Source organism: Novosphingobium aeonii (assembly GCF_052279045.1).
In the GTDB taxonomy this organism is placed as follows: Bacteria; Pseudomonadota; Alphaproteobacteria; order Sphingomonadales; family Sphingomonadaceae; genus Novosphingobium.
The window spans coordinates 653,785-667,720 of the sequence record NZ_CP176832.1; the positions used below are offsets into that span (position 1 = coordinate 653,785).

Annotated in this window: 18 protein-coding genes; 10 read left to right on the plus strand and 8 right to left on the minus strand. The window is 66.5% G+C overall.

From position 1 onward, the window contains the following. Positions 1-48: 48 nt before the first annotated feature. Complete coding sequence (locus tag ACLIMP_RS03310) at positions 49-282, minus strand: DUF1192 domain-containing protein (protein WP_054442032.1); 234 nt, start codon at positions 280-282, stop codon at positions 49-51. A gap of 89 nt (positions 283-371) precedes the next feature. Here ACLIMP_RS03310 and ACLIMP_RS03315 point away from each other — a divergent pair, with 89 nt between their 5' ends. Beyond that, on the plus strand, positions 372-1,373 hold the full coding sequence (locus ACLIMP_RS03315; protein ID WP_324697522.1) for an NAD(P)H-quinone oxidoreductase: 1,002 nt from the start codon (positions 372-374) through the stop codon (positions 1,371-1,373). Between the two features lie 153 nt (positions 1,374-1,526). Continuing rightward, the gene (locus ACLIMP_RS03320; RefSeq protein WP_054442031.1) at positions 1,527-2,234 is read left to right on the plus strand and encodes a DUF1013 domain-containing protein; all 708 of its coding nucleotides are present in this window, start codon (positions 1,527-1,529) and stop codon (positions 2,232-2,234) included. 156 nt (positions 2,235-2,390) lie between these two features. Here the strand turns inward: ACLIMP_RS03320 and ACLIMP_RS03325 are convergent, their stop codons facing one another. After that, positions 2,391-2,810 (minus strand): hypothetical protein, encoded by a 420-nt coding sequence (locus ACLIMP_RS03325; RefSeq protein WP_324697525.1) that lies wholly within the window; start codon positions 2,808-2,810, stop codon positions 2,391-2,393. Between the two features lie 233 nt (positions 2,811-3,043). Between ACLIMP_RS03325 and ACLIMP_RS03330 the strand changes: the two genes are divergently transcribed. The 3 genes from ACLIMP_RS03330 (at position 3,044) to ACLIMP_RS03340 (ending at position 5,131) form a co-directional block, all read left to right on the plus strand. Further along, positions 3,044-4,051 (plus strand): adenosine kinase, encoded by a 1,008-nt coding sequence (locus ACLIMP_RS03330; protein ID WP_185998319.1) that lies wholly within the window; start codon positions 3,044-3,046, stop codon positions 4,049-4,051. 130 nt (positions 4,052-4,181) lie between these two features. Next, entirely contained in the window at positions 4,182-4,718 is a 537-nt protein-coding gene (locus ACLIMP_RS03335) for a 3'-5' exonuclease (RefSeq protein WP_054442030.1), read from the plus strand. Beyond that, positions 4,715-5,131: a hypothetical protein gene (locus tag ACLIMP_RS03340; protein WP_243692582.1), complete on the plus strand. Its 417-nt coding sequence runs from the start codon at positions 4,715-4,717 to the stop codon at positions 5,129-5,131. The genes ACLIMP_RS03335 and ACLIMP_RS03340 overlap by 4 nt, the downstream gene beginning before the upstream one ends. On the opposite strand, the gene ACLIMP_RS03345 is transcribed toward ACLIMP_RS03340, so the two are convergent. Together ACLIMP_RS03345 and purD are read right to left on the minus strand one after the other, a co-directional pair. Then, positions 5,121-5,699 carry a hypothetical protein gene (locus ACLIMP_RS03345; protein WP_324697528.1) on the minus strand — a complete coding sequence of 193 codons (579 nt, stop codon included), beginning with the start codon at positions 5,697-5,699 and terminating at the stop codon, positions 5,121-5,123. The two genes, ACLIMP_RS03340 and ACLIMP_RS03345, sit on opposite strands and share 11 nt — an antisense overlap. Then, on the minus strand, positions 5,689-6,975 hold the full coding sequence (gene purD / locus ACLIMP_RS03350; RefSeq protein ID WP_324697529.1) for a phosphoribosylamine--glycine ligase: 1,287 nt from the start codon (positions 6,973-6,975) through the stop codon (positions 5,689-5,691). The genes ACLIMP_RS03345 and purD overlap by 11 nt, the downstream gene beginning before the upstream one ends. A gap of 5 nt (positions 6,976-6,980) precedes the next feature. On the opposite strand from purD, the gene xseA reads away from it, so the two are divergent. The 4 genes from xseA to ACLIMP_RS03370 all read left to right on the plus strand — a co-directional run bounded on the left by xseA (position 6,981) and on the right by ACLIMP_RS03370 (position 10,681). Continuing rightward, on the plus strand, positions 6,981-8,498 hold the full coding sequence (gene xseA, locus ACLIMP_RS03355; RefSeq protein ID WP_324697531.1) for an exodeoxyribonuclease VII large subunit: 1,518 nt from the start codon (positions 6,981-6,983) through the stop codon (positions 8,496-8,498). Between the two features lie 27 nt (positions 8,499-8,525). After that, positions 8,526-8,729 carry a DUF2093 domain-containing protein gene (locus tag ACLIMP_RS03360; protein ID WP_185998315.1) on the plus strand — a complete coding sequence of 68 codons (204 nt, stop codon included), beginning with the start codon at positions 8,526-8,528 and terminating at the stop codon, positions 8,727-8,729. Beyond that, a complete protein-coding gene (locus ACLIMP_RS03365) occupies positions 8,726-9,601 on the plus strand; it encodes a M23 family metallopeptidase (protein ID WP_443478037.1) in 876 nt (291 codons plus the stop codon). The genes ACLIMP_RS03360 and ACLIMP_RS03365 overlap by 4 nt, the downstream gene beginning before the upstream one ends. Before the next feature lie 78 nt (positions 9,602-9,679). Then, positions 9,680-10,681 (plus strand): esterase-like activity of phytase family protein, encoded by a 1,002-nt coding sequence (locus ACLIMP_RS03370; RefSeq protein WP_324697536.1) that lies wholly within the window; start codon positions 9,680-9,682, stop codon positions 10,679-10,681. Positions 10,682-10,826: 145 nt separating this feature from the next. Here ACLIMP_RS03370 and rpmB read toward each other — a convergent pair whose 3' ends face one another. Then, positions 10,827-11,114 carry a 50S ribosomal protein L28 gene (rpmB, locus tag ACLIMP_RS03375; RefSeq protein ID WP_054442023.1) on the minus strand — a complete coding sequence of 96 codons (288 nt, stop codon included), beginning with the start codon at positions 11,112-11,114 and terminating at the stop codon, positions 10,827-10,829. 114 nt (positions 11,115-11,228) lie between these two features. Here rpmB and ACLIMP_RS03380 point away from each other — a divergent pair, with 114 nt between their 5' ends. Continuing rightward, complete coding sequence (locus tag ACLIMP_RS03380; protein WP_324697539.1) at positions 11,229-11,684, plus strand: nucleoside deaminase; 456 nt, start codon at positions 11,229-11,231, stop codon at positions 11,682-11,684. A gap of 3 nt (positions 11,685-11,687) precedes the next feature. Here ACLIMP_RS03380 and ACLIMP_RS03385 read toward each other — a convergent pair whose 3' ends face one another. The 3 genes from ACLIMP_RS03385 to ACLIMP_RS03395 form a co-directional block, all read right to left on the minus strand. Continuing rightward, positions 11,688-12,098 (minus strand): hypothetical protein, encoded by a 411-nt coding sequence (locus ACLIMP_RS03385; RefSeq protein WP_443478038.1) that lies wholly within the window; start codon positions 12,096-12,098, stop codon positions 11,688-11,690. Positions 12,099-12,169: 71 nt separating this feature from the next. Then, positions 12,170-13,030: a carboxylating nicotinate-nucleotide diphosphorylase gene (gene nadC, locus ACLIMP_RS03390; RefSeq protein ID WP_054442020.1), complete on the minus strand. Its 861-nt coding sequence runs from the start codon at positions 13,028-13,030 to the stop codon at positions 12,170-12,172. Positions 13,031-13,164: 134 nt separating this feature from the next. Further along, on the minus strand, positions 13,165-13,839 hold the full coding sequence (locus ACLIMP_RS03395) for a YiaD family glycine zipper/OmpA-like lipoprotein (protein WP_054442260.1): 675 nt from the start codon (positions 13,837-13,839) through the stop codon (positions 13,165-13,167). Positions 13,840-13,936: the final 97 nt, after the last annotated feature.

Here is a 13,936-nt window from a genome sequence, read left to right on the forward strand (position 1 = left end):
GGTTGACGTGAAAGGTAAGGTCCGGGATCGGGCCCAGTGTGACGACGATCATGATTGCTTCGGCCTGAACAGGGCATCCGCGGCGCGCATGTGCGCGGCCGATTTCTGCCGGTGAGCCTTGATGCGTTCGATTTCTGCTTCGAGAAGCGTGACGCGTGCGTCGAGTTCGTCCAGCGAAAAGCGATCTAGGCTTTCGCTGGCGAGAAGGCTGGCGGCACCAAGTTCAGCCCTTCCGGGGTTGTTCTCGGATGACCACCGCCGCGGTCGATCGTCGTCGTCCATTGCAATGCAGCATCGGACTGTACTTCGGCACTGTCAATGGCCAGAAATTATGTTCCACTTCAAAGTGGGACTGTGGCAACAGGATGATCATGTTAGCCAACCTACCCAGTACGATGACCGCGATCGGCTTCGAAACGCCCGGCGGTCCCGAGGTTCTCCGGCCCGTGACGGTGCCCGTTCCGTCGCCCGGTTCCGGCGAGGTTCTCGTCAGGGTTGCCTTTGCCGGCGTCAATCGTCCGGACGTGGTGCAGCGACAGGGCAAGTATCCGCCGCCGCCCGGCGCATCGCCGCTGCCGGGGCTGGAAATCTCGGGCCGGATCGCCGCGCTGGGCGAAGGCGTGAGCGAATTCGTGCCGGGGCAGGCCGTCTGCGCACTGGTGGCGGGCGGCGGTTATGCCGAATATTGCATCGCCAAGGTGGGCGCCTGCCTCCCGGTGCCCGAATCGCTTTCTCTCGCTGAGGCGGCGGCCTTGCCCGAGACCCTGTTTACCGTGTGGCACAACGTGTTCGAACGCGGCTGGGCGCGGGAAGGGGAGACCATCCTCATCCATGGCGGCACCAGCGGCATCGGCACCATGGCAACCATGCTGTGCCGCCAGTTCGGCCTTACCGTGATCGTGACCTGCGGTTCGCCCGCCAAGTGCGCCCGCGCGCTGGAGATCGGCGCCGACCATGCGATCGACTACAGGAGCGTCGATTTCGTCGAGGAAGTCGCCCGGATCACCGGGGGCAGGGGTGTGGACCTCGTGCTGGACATGATCGCGGGAGATTACGTCTCGCGCAATCTGAAGTGCCTTGCGCCCGATGGCCGGCATGTCACCATTGCCGTGCAGGGCGGCGCGAAGGCGGAAATCAACATGGCCGTCGTCATGAGCCGCCGGTACACGCTGACCGGATCGACGCTGCGTCCGCGCACGGATTCGTTCAAGGCGCTGCTCGCCCAGGAGATTCGCGCCAATGCCTGGCCGCTGGTCGAGGATGGGGTGCTGCGCCCGGTCATGGACACCCGATTCCCGCTCGCCGAGGCCGCTGCGGCCCATGCGCGGATGGAGGCGGGCGACCACGTTGGAAAGATCGTGCTCGAAGTCTGATCGGGTCCGGGACGAATCGCAGCAGCGGCAAGCAGAACAGAGTTGCCGAAAGCTAGGCTTTTGCTTGCCGAATGGACAAAGTTTCCCTAAATCGGCTCTGTACGGCCGCTCCGCGAAGGGGCGGCCCTTATTGTTTCCGCCGGAGATAGAGACATGAGCCAGCCCACTCCGCTGATGCCGCACGCGACCGCCTCGTGGCTGGTCGATACCACTGCGTTGACCTTCGAGCAGATCGCAGAGTTCTGCGGCCTGCACATGCTCGAAGTTCAGGCGATGGCCGATGACCTGGCATCCAGCAAGTATACCGGACGCGATCCCGTGCGTTCGGGCGAACTGACCATGGAAGAGATCGAGAAGGGCCAGGCAAACCCGGAGTACAAGCTCCGTATGCACAAGGTTCCGGTCACCTCCAGCCGTACCAAGGGCCCGCGCTACACGCCGGTGTCCAAGCGTCAGGACAAGCCCGACGGCATCGCATGGATCCTGCGCAACCACCCCGAGGTTTCGGACGCGCAGATCGGCAAGCTGATCGGCACCACCCGCAACACGATCGCCGCGATCCGCGACCGTTCGCACTGGAACATCGCCAACATCACGCCGAAGGACCCGGTCACGCTGGGCCTCTGTTCGCAGCGTGAACTCGACTTCATCGTCTTCAAGGCCGCCAAGAAGGCCGGCATCCAGGACGATGGCCAGAGCGACGAACGTCTGACCGACGATCGCGACGCCCTGATCGAGGAACTGCGCGCCGAACGCGAAGCCGCCTCGCGCGCGGCCAGCGAAGCCGCGCAGGAAGCCGAAGTCGCCGCCTGGCTCGAAGCCAAGCGCGCTGCCGAGGCTGCCGGAGAAACCGGCGAGTAACCCGGCACCCGGATCAGGGAATAGCGGATCGCCCCGATCCGCCGTTCCCTTCCGCTGGAACACGAAAACGCCCGCGAGCAGGCTTGCTGCTCGCGGGCGTTTTCGCATGTGCGCGGTGCGCTTTCGCGTATCCCGGATTCCCCGACAACCTGCCGGTCAGGGCTTGCGCAGCGCGGCGATGCAGGCGGCGCGGTCAACGTCCTGCCCGTCGGAAGAACGGCGGGCATCGATATAAGTGGCGACCGGCTCCTTCGAACTGGTCGAGGGGTAAAGGAAGATGTCCAGCAGGCAGGCATTCCCGGTGAACTGCAGTTTGCGGGCATCGCCTTCCCATACATTGAGACGGGGCTGGCCGAACATGTGCACGAGCTGGCCCTCGTTCGATCCGATCACGCCTTCGACGCCGGGGATGGTCTGGATGCTGGGATTGCGCGCGGTATGCGAGGGCTGGCGAACCGCGGGGATCCGGCTGCCGCGCTGGGGCGGGGCGGTCGGCGTGCTGGAAACTCCGCCCGAAGTGCTCGAACAGGCGGCCAGCAATGCGGCCATCGCAGCGGCGGCAAGAGGGCCGCGCATTGCCGGCCACCGGGGCGCGGGCCTCTGAAGCGCGAACCACCTAAGCGCGGCGGGGCGAGAAACGGAACGGCGAAAAGCGGGAAGGGAGGCCCGGGCCTGGCTCTGGTCGATCATGGTCACGCCCGGCATCGCGCGGCGTTCCGAAGCTGTCAACTGCCGCCACGCTTGCGAAGCGGCGGGCTGCACGCTACTCGCGACCTGACTTCCAGACAATTCCAAGGACTCTTTTCCGCATGGCCCAATCCCCCGTGCCGCCCAGCCTCGACGTGATTGCCATCGGCAACGCCATCATCGACGTCATCGCCAACTGCGAGGACTCGCTGATCGAGGAACTCGGCCTGTCGCGCGGCGGCATGATGCTGATCGACGCCGACCAGGCGAAGAGCCTCTACGACGCCATGGGCCCCGCCCGCGAGATTTCGGGCGGTTCCGCCGCCAACACGCTGGCCGGTCTTGCCGCGCTCGGCGCGCGCTGCGCTTTCATCGGCCAGGTCGCCGAAGACCAGCTCGGCGAAGTGTTCACGCATGACATCCGCGCCGGCGGCATCGCCTTCGACGTTCCGGCCCGCCCCGGCAACCCGCCGACGGCGCGCTGCCTGATCTTCGTCACGCCCGACGGCCAGCGCACGATGAACACCTTCCTCGGCGCATCCCACTACCTTCCCGCAGAAGCGCTGGACGAAAGCGCCATCGCCAGCGCGGCCGTGCTGTACCTCGAAGGCTACCTCTGGGACCCGGAAGAACCGCGCGCGGCCATGCGCAAGGCGATCGAGGCTGCCCGTTCGGCAGGCCGGAAGATCGCCTTCACCCCTTCGGAATGCTTCGTGATCGACCGTCACCGCGCCGATTTCCTCGACCTGATCGAGACCGGCAAGATCGACGTGCTGTTCTGCAACGAACACGAGATGGCGGCGCTCGTCGGCCATGACGATTTCGAGAAGGCCGTTGCCGAACTGGCGCCGAAGATTCCGGTGCTGGTCGTCACGCGCGGTGCGGACGGCGCCGAGGCGTTCTCGGACGGCCAGCGCGCCAGGGTCGGCGCCGAGCCGATCGGGCGCGTGGTGGACACCACCGGCGCGGGCGATCTCTTCGCCGCCGGCTTCCTGTTCGGCCATGTGCGCGGAAAGAGCCTTGAGGAATGCCTCAAGTATGGCGCGATCTGCGCCTGCGAGATCATCTCGCACTACGGTGCCCGCCCTGAGGCGGACCTCCAGGCGCTGATCGCCGAACGCGTCGGCTGATCCGGCCGGGCCGGCAGCGGCAGGAAAAGAGGGCTCCGTTCGCAAGAACGGAGCCCTCTTTGCGTCCGGCACGGCGTTGACGCGGCGCCTTTTGCGCGCGAGGCTGGCCTTTTCCCGATCAGGAGCACTCATGGCCCAGCACATACCGGCTCACGATCCACAGGGCGAACCGGCCCTCATCGACTTCGAGGCAAGCTGCCTGCCGGAATACGGCCCGTCCTATCCCATCGAGGTGGCGGTGGCGCGGGTCGACGGGCAAAGCCGTGCTTGGCTGATAAGACCCCTTCCGGTGTGGCGGACGTGGGACTGGTCGGAAGAGGCCGAGGCGCTGCACGGCATCAGCTTTGCCACTCTCGAATCGGAGGGGCTTCCGCCGGAGCAGGTGCTGTCCGAACTCATCGCCTTCGTGGGGGACCGGCAGGTCTATTCCGATGCCGATCTCGACCAGTACTGGCTGGAAATCCTGTGCCAGGGAATCGGAGAAAGCCTGCCGTTCCCGATCCGCTTCCTGGGGGAATGGATGGTCGGGCAGGGCGTTTCGCGCGAACAGGTCGATGCGGCGCTGGAAGAGGCCCGGATTCGCCTGCCGGCGGAACACCTTGCCCGCGAGGATGCCAAGCGCCTCGCGATGGTCGTCAAACTGCTGATGGAGAATGAACCGGCATGATCACCCGTGAAGCGACGATGCTGCGCGTCCATGTTCCCGTTACGCAGGAGACTCTTGCCGCCATGCTGGCGGGAGACGGCGAGGCGGCGGAGCGCGACCCGGTTCTCGCATCGATCCTGGCGACGATTCGCGAGGACAACCAGCTCGGCAATTTCGGCTTCTACAAGGGCGTGGTCGAGATGGGCCTGGGCTGGGAGAGCTTCGTGCCCGGGCAGGATGCGACGCCCACGGTCGGAGAATCCGGCAAGATCAGCCTTTCACCGACCGTGGTGGTCAAGGTCCACGCGCCCTGCCGCGCCGACGACCCGACGTTTCGCCAGGCGGTGGACCGCATCATGGCGATTCACCCGTGGGAAACGCCGGTAATCGAGATCGCCCCGCTGCGGCTCGTCTGCCGGGAGATCAGAAGGTAGTCGGCTGACCGGCCGGCGGGCCGTAGCCGGTCGCCCCGGCCGGCGGGATCGACTGGGCAGGCGACTGGGCAGGCGGCTGGTTGGACTGGAAGCGGGCAAGGCATTCGGCCTTGCGCTGTTCGCGCGCATCCGAATAACTCTGCGCGGTCTGCCCGGGCAGGGCGCAATCGCGTTCCGGCCGGACGGGGACCTTGGCGCGGCAGCCGTCCTCGGTGGCGAAGAGATTGTCGGCACAGTCCGCCAGCGCGGCCACGTCGGCGTCGTGCTGTGCGCGGCAGCTCGCGGTCCAGCGCTGCTTGTAGGACAGTTCCGCGAAGTTCAGGCAGTCCTGATATTCCTGCTGCGCGGCTTCCTGCCGGCGCGACTGTTCGGCCTGTTCGCGTTCCTGCGCCTTGGTCTGCGCGTCCTGCTGCTTCTGCCGGGCTTCCTGCTCGGCCAGCACACGGGCTTCCTGCCGGGCGGCCTGTCCGGGCAGGAACACGCCGTAGTAATAGCCGACGCCGGCACCGGCGAGCAGCGCCGCTGCCGCCAGTGAGCTCTTCAGAAACGTATCGACCTTACTTGCCATGAGCCTTCTCGCGCGCCACTTCGCGCCAGCCGATGTCGCGGCGGCAGAAGCCGGTGGGGAAATCGAGCGCATCCACGGCGGCATAGGCCTTGGCCTGCGCCTCGGAGACCGAAGCGGCCCGCGCCGTCACGTTGAGCACGCGGCCGCCGCTGGCGACGAGTGCGCCGTCCTTCAATTCGGTACCGGCGTGGAACACCTTGGCGCCGTTTGCCTCCGCCGCGGCGATACCGGCAATCGCGCCGCCCTTTTCAGGGGTGCCCGGATAGCCGTTCGCGGCCATCACCACGGTGAGCGCGGTATCGCGGCTGAAGCGCGGGGGCTCGATCGCGGCGAGGCGGTTGTCGGCGCAGGCGTGGAGCAGTTCCACCAGATCGGATTCGAGGCGCAGCATCATCACCTGGCACTCGGGATCGCCGAAGCGGCAATTGTACTCGATCAGCTTGGGGCCTTCGCGCGTCAGCATCACGCCCAGGAACAGCACGCCGGAATAGGGCGTGCCTTCGTTCTGCAGCGTGCGCACGGTCGGCGCGATGATGCGTTCGAGCACTTCGGCCTCGAGCTTGGGCGTCAGCACCGGGGCAGGGCTATAGGCGCCCATGCCGCCGGTATTGGGGCCGGTGTCGCCGTCGCCCACGCGCTTGTGGTCCTGCGCCGAGGCGAAGGGGACGATGGTGGAACCGTCGGTAAGCGCGAAGAAGCTGGCTTCCTCGCCTTCCATGAACTCCTCGATCACGGCCTCGGCGCCGGCTTCGCCGAAGCGGCCCGAGAAGATCTCGCGCACGGCGTCCTCGGCCTCGGCCATGGTCATGGCAACGGTCACGCCCTTGCCGGCGGCAAGACCGTCCGCCTTGATGACGACCGGGGCGCCGAACTTCGCCAGCGCGGCCATGGCGTCCGCCTCGTTGGAGACGCGGTCGTAACCGGCGGTGGGAATGCCCGCGCGTTCGCACAGGTCCTTGGTGAAGCCCTTCGAACCTTCGAGCTGGGCCGCCGCCTGGCTCGGACCGAACACCGAAAAGCCCTCGGCGCGCAGGGAATCTGCCAGACCGTCGACCAGCGGCGCTTCGGGGCCGATGACGACGAGGCCGACCACGTTCGTCTCGCAAAAGGCGATGACCGCCGCGTGATCGGTGACATCCAGCGAAATGCAGCTTGCGACTTCGGCGACGCCCGGGTTACCCGGCGCAGCCCATAGGGTCTCGCAAAGCGGGGATTGCGCCAGCTTCCAGGCCAGCGCATGTTCGCGGCCGCCAGAGCCCAGAAGAAGGATGTTCATTAGCCGTGCCTTTCGATGACGACGAATTCGATGATGGTCGTTCCGGGGGGCTGGTAGCGAAGCAAGCGGCCGGGGACAACGCTGCGCCGCTCTCGATCAGCGAGATTTCGAATCTGCTGAAGCGCACGGTGGAGGATCGTTTCGGTTTCGTGCGCCTGCGCGGAGAGCTTTCGGGCGTCAAGCGCGCGGCTTCGGGCCACCTCTATTGCGCTCTCAAGGACGACAAGGCGGTGATCGACGGCGTCATGTGGCGCGGCGGTGCGCAGCGGCTGGCGTTCCGGCCCGAAGACGGCATCGAGGTGATCGCCACCGGCAAGCTCACGACTTATCCCGGGCGTTCGAAATACCAGGTCGTCATCGAATCGATGGAGATCGCGGGCGAGGGCGCCTTGCTGGCGCTGCTCGAAAAGCTGCGCGCGCGGCTTGCCGCGGAAGGCCTCTTCGCGCCAGAGCGCAAGCGGGAACTGCCTTTCCTGCCCCGCGTGATCGGCGTCGTGACGTCACCCACCGGCGCGGTGATTCGCGATATCCTTCACCGCCTTGCCGATCGCTTCCCCAGCCACGTCCTCGTCTGGCCGGTACTGGTGCAGGGCGAAGGCTCGGCACAGCAGGTTGCCAATGCCGTGCGCGGTTTTTCGGCGATCCGTCCCGGCGGCCCGGTTCCGCGCCCCGATCTGGTGATCGTGGCGCGCGGCGGCGGTTCGATTGAGGACTTGTGGTCGTTCAACGAGGAAATCGTGGTTCGTGCCGTGGCCGAGTCGTCGATTCCCGTGATTTCGGCGGTCGGGCACGAAACCGACACCACGCTGTGCGACTATGCCGCCGATCGCCGCGCGCCCACGCCTACCGCTGCCGCCGAAATGGCGGTTCCGGTGCGCATGGAACTGGCCGCGACACTCGACGAACTGGCCTATCGCAAGCGCCGCTGCGCGCTGCGCCCGGTCACCTTGGGCCGCGAACGGCTGGAAGCCCGCGTCCAGCGCCTGCCCAGGCCCGAGGCGATCCTGGCCGCCAAGGCGCAGAAGCTTGACGAACTGTCCGAACGCCTGCGACGCGGGCTGCGTGACGAAGCGGGCCGCAAACGTGAACAGCTTGGCCGTACCGCCTCGCGCCTTTCGCTGCCCCTGCTGCGCCACCGGATGGAACGCAGCGAGGAGCGGCTGCTGCGCGTCGGCCTCACCCCGCGCCTGCTCACGCGCCGCTGGACCATGGCGCGCGACGGTCTGGCGCCGGTTTCCCGCGTGCTGCCGCAGCTCGATCCGAAGCGGCCGCTGGAGCGGGGCTACGTCCTTGCCAAGGGCCCGGACGGCCGCGCGCTGACCAGTCGGGAAGCGGCGTCGCGCGAATCGCTGCTGACGCTGGAATTCCGGGATGGCGAGCTTGTGGTCGCGGTGGGGGCCGAGGCGCCGCCCGCACCCCGCGCCGCAGCGGCACAACCTGCGGAACCTGCTGCCGAGGCGGCGGCGCCAAAGCGCCCGGTGCGACCGAAGGCGGACACTTCGAGGCAGGGCGATTTGTTTTGAACGGCGCGCTCTGCTAGGATTTCGCCCATGCTTATGTCTTCTGCCGACCGCCCCGCCAAGCTCGCCTACGGACCCAATGGATTCCGGGTGCTGAGCGGCGGACACTTCGTGCTCTGCGCCGTCACCGGCGAGAAGATCCCGCTTGAGGAACTGCGCTACTGGAGCGCTGAGTTCCAGGAGCCTTACGCCTCGGCGGAAATCGCGACCAAGCGCCTCACCGGAAAGGCATGACGGCGCGCAAGGCCCTCGGGGCATCGCTGATTCTCGCCGGCGTGGTGGCCGGGGGGGCTTTGCTCGCGTGGAATGGGCTGGCGGCGCAGCCGATTGCTCCCGTTGCCCCTGCTGCCGCGCTGACCTACGGCGGCGAATTGACCCAGGGCGGCTGGATGCGCGGCAAGGCGCCTGCGGGCACCACGGCCCTCGCGCTCAATGGACAGCCGGTGCAGGTGGCGCCGGACGGCGCATGGTTCGCCGCTTTTGACCGTGATGCCGGCACGATCGCCACGCTTACGGCCACGCTGGCCAATGGCCGCAGGATAACGCAGCCGGTCTCTGTCTCGCCCCGGGCCTGGCAGATCGAGAACATCAACATTCCCCGCAAGCCCGGCGGTGCGACCGAGGCCTTCATGGCGATCCGCCAGCCCGAGCTTGATCGCATCAATGCCGCCCGCGCGCTGCATACCGATGCGCAGGGGTGGCGCCAGCAATTCGTCTGGCCGGCGAAGGGGCGCATTTCCGGCCGGTTCGGTTCGCAGCGGGTCTATCGGGGTGAACCGGGGGCCTATCACTCCGGCCTCGACATCGCCACCGGCACCAGCGGAACGCCGTTCGTCGCCCCCGCCGACGGGGTGGTGATCCTTGCCGCCGAAAAGCCGTTCACGCTGGAAGGCAACCTGCTGATGCTGGACCACGGCATGGGGCTGAACAGCGCTTTCCTGCATTGCTCCGAGATTCTCGTGAAGCAGGGCGATCATGTCCGGCAAGGGCAGGTGATCGGCAGGATCGGCATGTCGGGCCGCGCCACGGGGCCGCACCTGCACTGGTCGATCAAGTGGAACGATGCCCGCCTTGATCCGATCCTGTTCACCGGCGCCATGAATTGACGCCTGCGTGACGGCGATTCCGAGGGAGGCGGCGCGAAAGCGGCTTGCGGCCTTCGCCGGAATGCTTATCCCGCCCTTGTGCGCCGCACCATTGCTCTCCTCGCCCTGCTGTCCTTGCTGCCCCTGACCTGGGGCCGTTCGCCGCATCATCCCAAATTCAAGACGTTCGAGCTGGCCTTCGTCCCGCTGGACCTGCCGCCCCCCGAACGGACCGGCCCCCGGCTGGGGCCGTTCGCGCTGGAGCAGGTGTGGCTGGCTCGCAGCCGCACGCATTCCTTCGGGAGCTACTCCTCGCTGCTGCTGCGGCCCGGGGGCATGATGTTGGCGCTCAGCGATTCGGGCGATTACCTCGAATTCCGGGCGCCCGGCGAATCGCAGGCGGACAGCCGGATCGGCGAGCTTGCCCTCTCCGCCCAGCCCGAGAAGGCCGATCGCGATGTCGAATCGGCCACCCAGGATGACAAGGGCACGATCTGGCTGGGGCTGGAGGGCCGAAACGCGATCTACCGCATGGGCGCGGACTACGGGATAGAGGCGAGGGTGCGTCCGCCGGTCATGGCCGATTGGGGCGTGAATTCAGGCCCCGAAGCGATGACGCGCCTGCAGGACGGGCGCTTCGTCCTGCTGCGCGAAGGTTATGTCGACTGGAGCGACCACCTGCACGAGGCGGCCCTGTTCGCCGGCGATCCCACGGCGAAGGGACCAAGGGGAGAATCGGCTGGCGAGGGGCAGGCATTCACGCTCGACGCGCCGACCGGATTCAGCCCTACCGACATGGTGCAGATGCCTGACGGCCGCCTGCTGATACTGATGCGCCGGTTGATCTGGCCGATGCCGCAGCGTTTTGCCGGGCGGATCGCGATCGGCGATCCCCGGACGATTCGCCCCGGCGGTGTCTGGAAGGTCCGCGAAGTGGCGCGGCTTTCGTCCGACCTGCCTATCGACAACTTCGAAGGAATCGCGATCGCCCCGCGGAAGGACGGCAGGCTGACCGTCTGGCTGATCTCGGACGACAATTTCTCGCCGCTACAGCGTACCTTGCTCTGGAAGCTGAGCGTCGATCCGGCCGATCTGCCCTGATCGCCGGCGGCCCGCTAAGGGCCTTTTCAGGGGTGGCCCGCTACGGGCCTTTTCAGGAATCCGGACATGCGAAAAGGCGCGCAAGCCGGGCTTGCACGCCTTTTCGCGAACCGTATCGTCACGCCCCCGGAAGGGAGCGCAAGGATCAGGCGGCGACCTGGATCTTCTTCAGTTCGCGCTTCACCTTGACGGCGCGCGGGCTGAGCTTCGTGTCCGAGGTCTTCAGCAGCCAGTTGTCGAGACCACCGTTGTGCTCGACCGAACGCAGGCCGTGGGTCGAGACGCGGAACTTGAAGCTGCGCTCAAGACCGTCCGACAGCAGCGTGACGTTCTGAAGGTTGGGAAGGAAGACGCGCTTGGTCTTGTTGTTGGCGTGGCTGACGTTGCAGCCGACCTGGCGGCCCTTGCCGGTCAGTTCGCAGATGCGGGACATGTCTACTCTCGCTCGAAAAAGTCTGTGGCCGTAAATACGGGAAGGCGCGCCCTTAGCGATTCCCCGGGTGAAGGTCAAGTTGCGCACAGCTTTTTGAAGGTCTAGCGCATTGCCATGACCCGCTGGCCCCTGCCCGAATACATGGAACTCGCTCTCGCGCAAGCCCGTGAAGCCGCCGATTCAGGCGAAGTGCCGATCGGTGCGGTGGTGGTGAAGGATGGAAAGGTGATCGCGGCAGGCCGCAACGGCCCGCGCGAACGCCACGATCCCACGAGTCACGCCGAGATCGAGGCGATTCGCGCCGCGGCGCTGGTTCTGGGCAACGAGCGGCTGGAAGGCTGCGAGCTGTGGGTCACGCTGGAGCCTTGCGCCATGTGCGCGGGGGCGATCGCCCATGCGCGAATCTCCCGGCTCTATTACGGGGCATCCGATCCCAAGGGCGGTGCGGTGGAACACGGCGCCCGCGTGTTCGAGCACGACCAGTGCCTGCACAAACCGGAAGTCTATTCGGGAATCGGCGAATCGGCGGCAGCGGAAATGCTGCGGCAATTCTTTCGGCAGCGGCGCTGATCGTCAGCTGAAGATGGTTTCGTTGTCCAGGACGATGCCCTTGCGCGCGAACCAGGCGCGAGAATCGGCGCGGAACAGGTTGACGACTGCGGTGACCTGAAGCGCAGTGACGGCCGCCATAAAGATCAGGTCCAGAGCGGAACCTGCGGCGAGGATCGGCAGTGTTGGAATCATGACGAGGAGGCCGATCGCGGTCAACACGGTCAGCACCCACTTCGCCGCGTTGTTGGCGCGGCGCGAAATCAGGAACCAGAGCAGTATCATCAAGGCCATGCTGAAAGCCTGGACGCCGAGAACGAATCCGACGCTGACGGCGGACAGGGTATCGCGGGCGGCCAGGAGCGCGTTGACCACGCCCAGAACCAGAGATCCGAGATAGAAGCGATCGAATTTCACCATGGAATATGGACGCACGGCAAGTTCCCCCCGGTTGCCTGTCGGACGCGAGGGAACATGCGAGGGTCCGGCTAATTGCGCAAGATCTTCTAAAGCGGCGTGAAGTCCAGCCCGATATCGGCAGCAGGAGCGCTCTGGGTGAGGCGGCCTACCGAGACGTAAGTCACGCCGGAGGCGGCAATCGCGCCGATGGTGGCCAGGTTAACGCCGCCCGACGCTTCCGTGGGCACGCGTCCGGCGACGAGCGCCACGGCTTCGCGCAGGATGTCCGGGCCCATGTTATCGAGCAGCAGGTGATGCGCACCGGCGGCGATGGCCGGTTCGATCTGGTCCAGGTGGTCCACCTCGCAGATGATCTGCGTGACGCCTGCGGCCTTGGCGCGTGCCACGGCCGGGCCGACGCCGCCCGCCACGAGGACGTGGTTGTCCTTTATCATAGCGGCGTCCCACAGGCCCATGCGGTGATTGCGGGCGCCGCCCATGCGGGTGGCGTACTTTTCGAGGTGGCGCAGGCCCGGGATGGTCTTGCGCGTGTCCAGCAGGGTTGCATGGCCGCACATGGCGTCGACGTATTCGCGGGTCATGGTCGCGATGCCGGACAGGTGCTGGACGGTATTGAGGGCGGACCGCTCTGCAGTCAGCATGGCGCGGGCATTGCCGGTGAGGCGCATGAGCTGCGAGCCCGGCTCGACCCGCGCGCCTTCCTCGACGAGAATCTCGATTTCCATCGCAGGGTCGAGCTTGCGGAAGAACGCCGCCGCGATCGGCAGGCCGGCGACGGTGATGGCATCGCGCGAATCCATCGCGCCGGAGAACCGGGCTTCGGCTTCGATCACGCTTTCCGACGTCACGTCGCGCCCGCCCCCTGGCAGGCCGACGCCGAGGTCTTCGGCCAGGGTTGCATCGACGAAGGCGGAAAGGTCGAAACCGGGGATCGCGAAAGTGCTCATGGCCGCGTCTTTTGCGCGTTCCGGCGGGAATGTCGAGATTGGGAGAGGGGGGCATCGGCGAAGAGGGCAAGAGAAAAGGGGCCGGACCTTGCGGCCGACCCCTTCCCCGATCCCGCTTTCGCGGAAACTGGCGATCAGCGCGCCGACGATGCCTCGTCGGTCGTCACCGGCGTGATCTTGATCTCTACGCGGCGGTTCTTCGAACGGCCCTCGGCGGTGGTGTTGTCCGCCACCGGGTAGTCCTTGCCCATGCCCTTGGTCTGGATGCGGGCCGAGGACACGCCGCGGCTGATGAGGTAGCGGGCCACCGAATCGGCGCGGCGCTTGGACAGGTCGAGGTTGTAGGCTGCCGATCCGGTCGAATCGGTATGGCCGTACACGTCGACCAGGCTGTTCGGGTACTTGACCATGCTCTGCGCGACATTGTCGAGCGAGGCCTGGAACGAGGGGCTGATCTCGGTCGAATTGACGGCGAAGGTCACGTCCGGGAGGTTGACGAGGATGCCGTCGCCTTCCTGGCTGACGTCGATGCCCGAACCGGCGGTCTGTTCCTTCAGCTCGCGGATCTGCTGGTCCATCTGGTACCCGACCACGCCGCCCGCGACGCCGCCGATGCCGGCACCGACGATGCGCGCGGTCTTGCCGCCGATCACGCTGCCCAGAAGGTAGCCCAGGCCCGCGCCGCCCGCGCCGCCGATGGCGGTGCGCGAAACTTTCCTCTCACCCGTGTTGGGGTCGGTGACACAGCCCGATACCGCGACCAGTGAAAGCGCGGCGACGGCGGAGGTCAGCAGGCGTGACTTCATCATGATGTTCCCCTTCCTGTTGAGAAATTCTTCCACGACGGGTCTGTGTGGTAGTGAACATGAATAGCATATGGATGATCCGGGCAAAACGAGTGTGTCG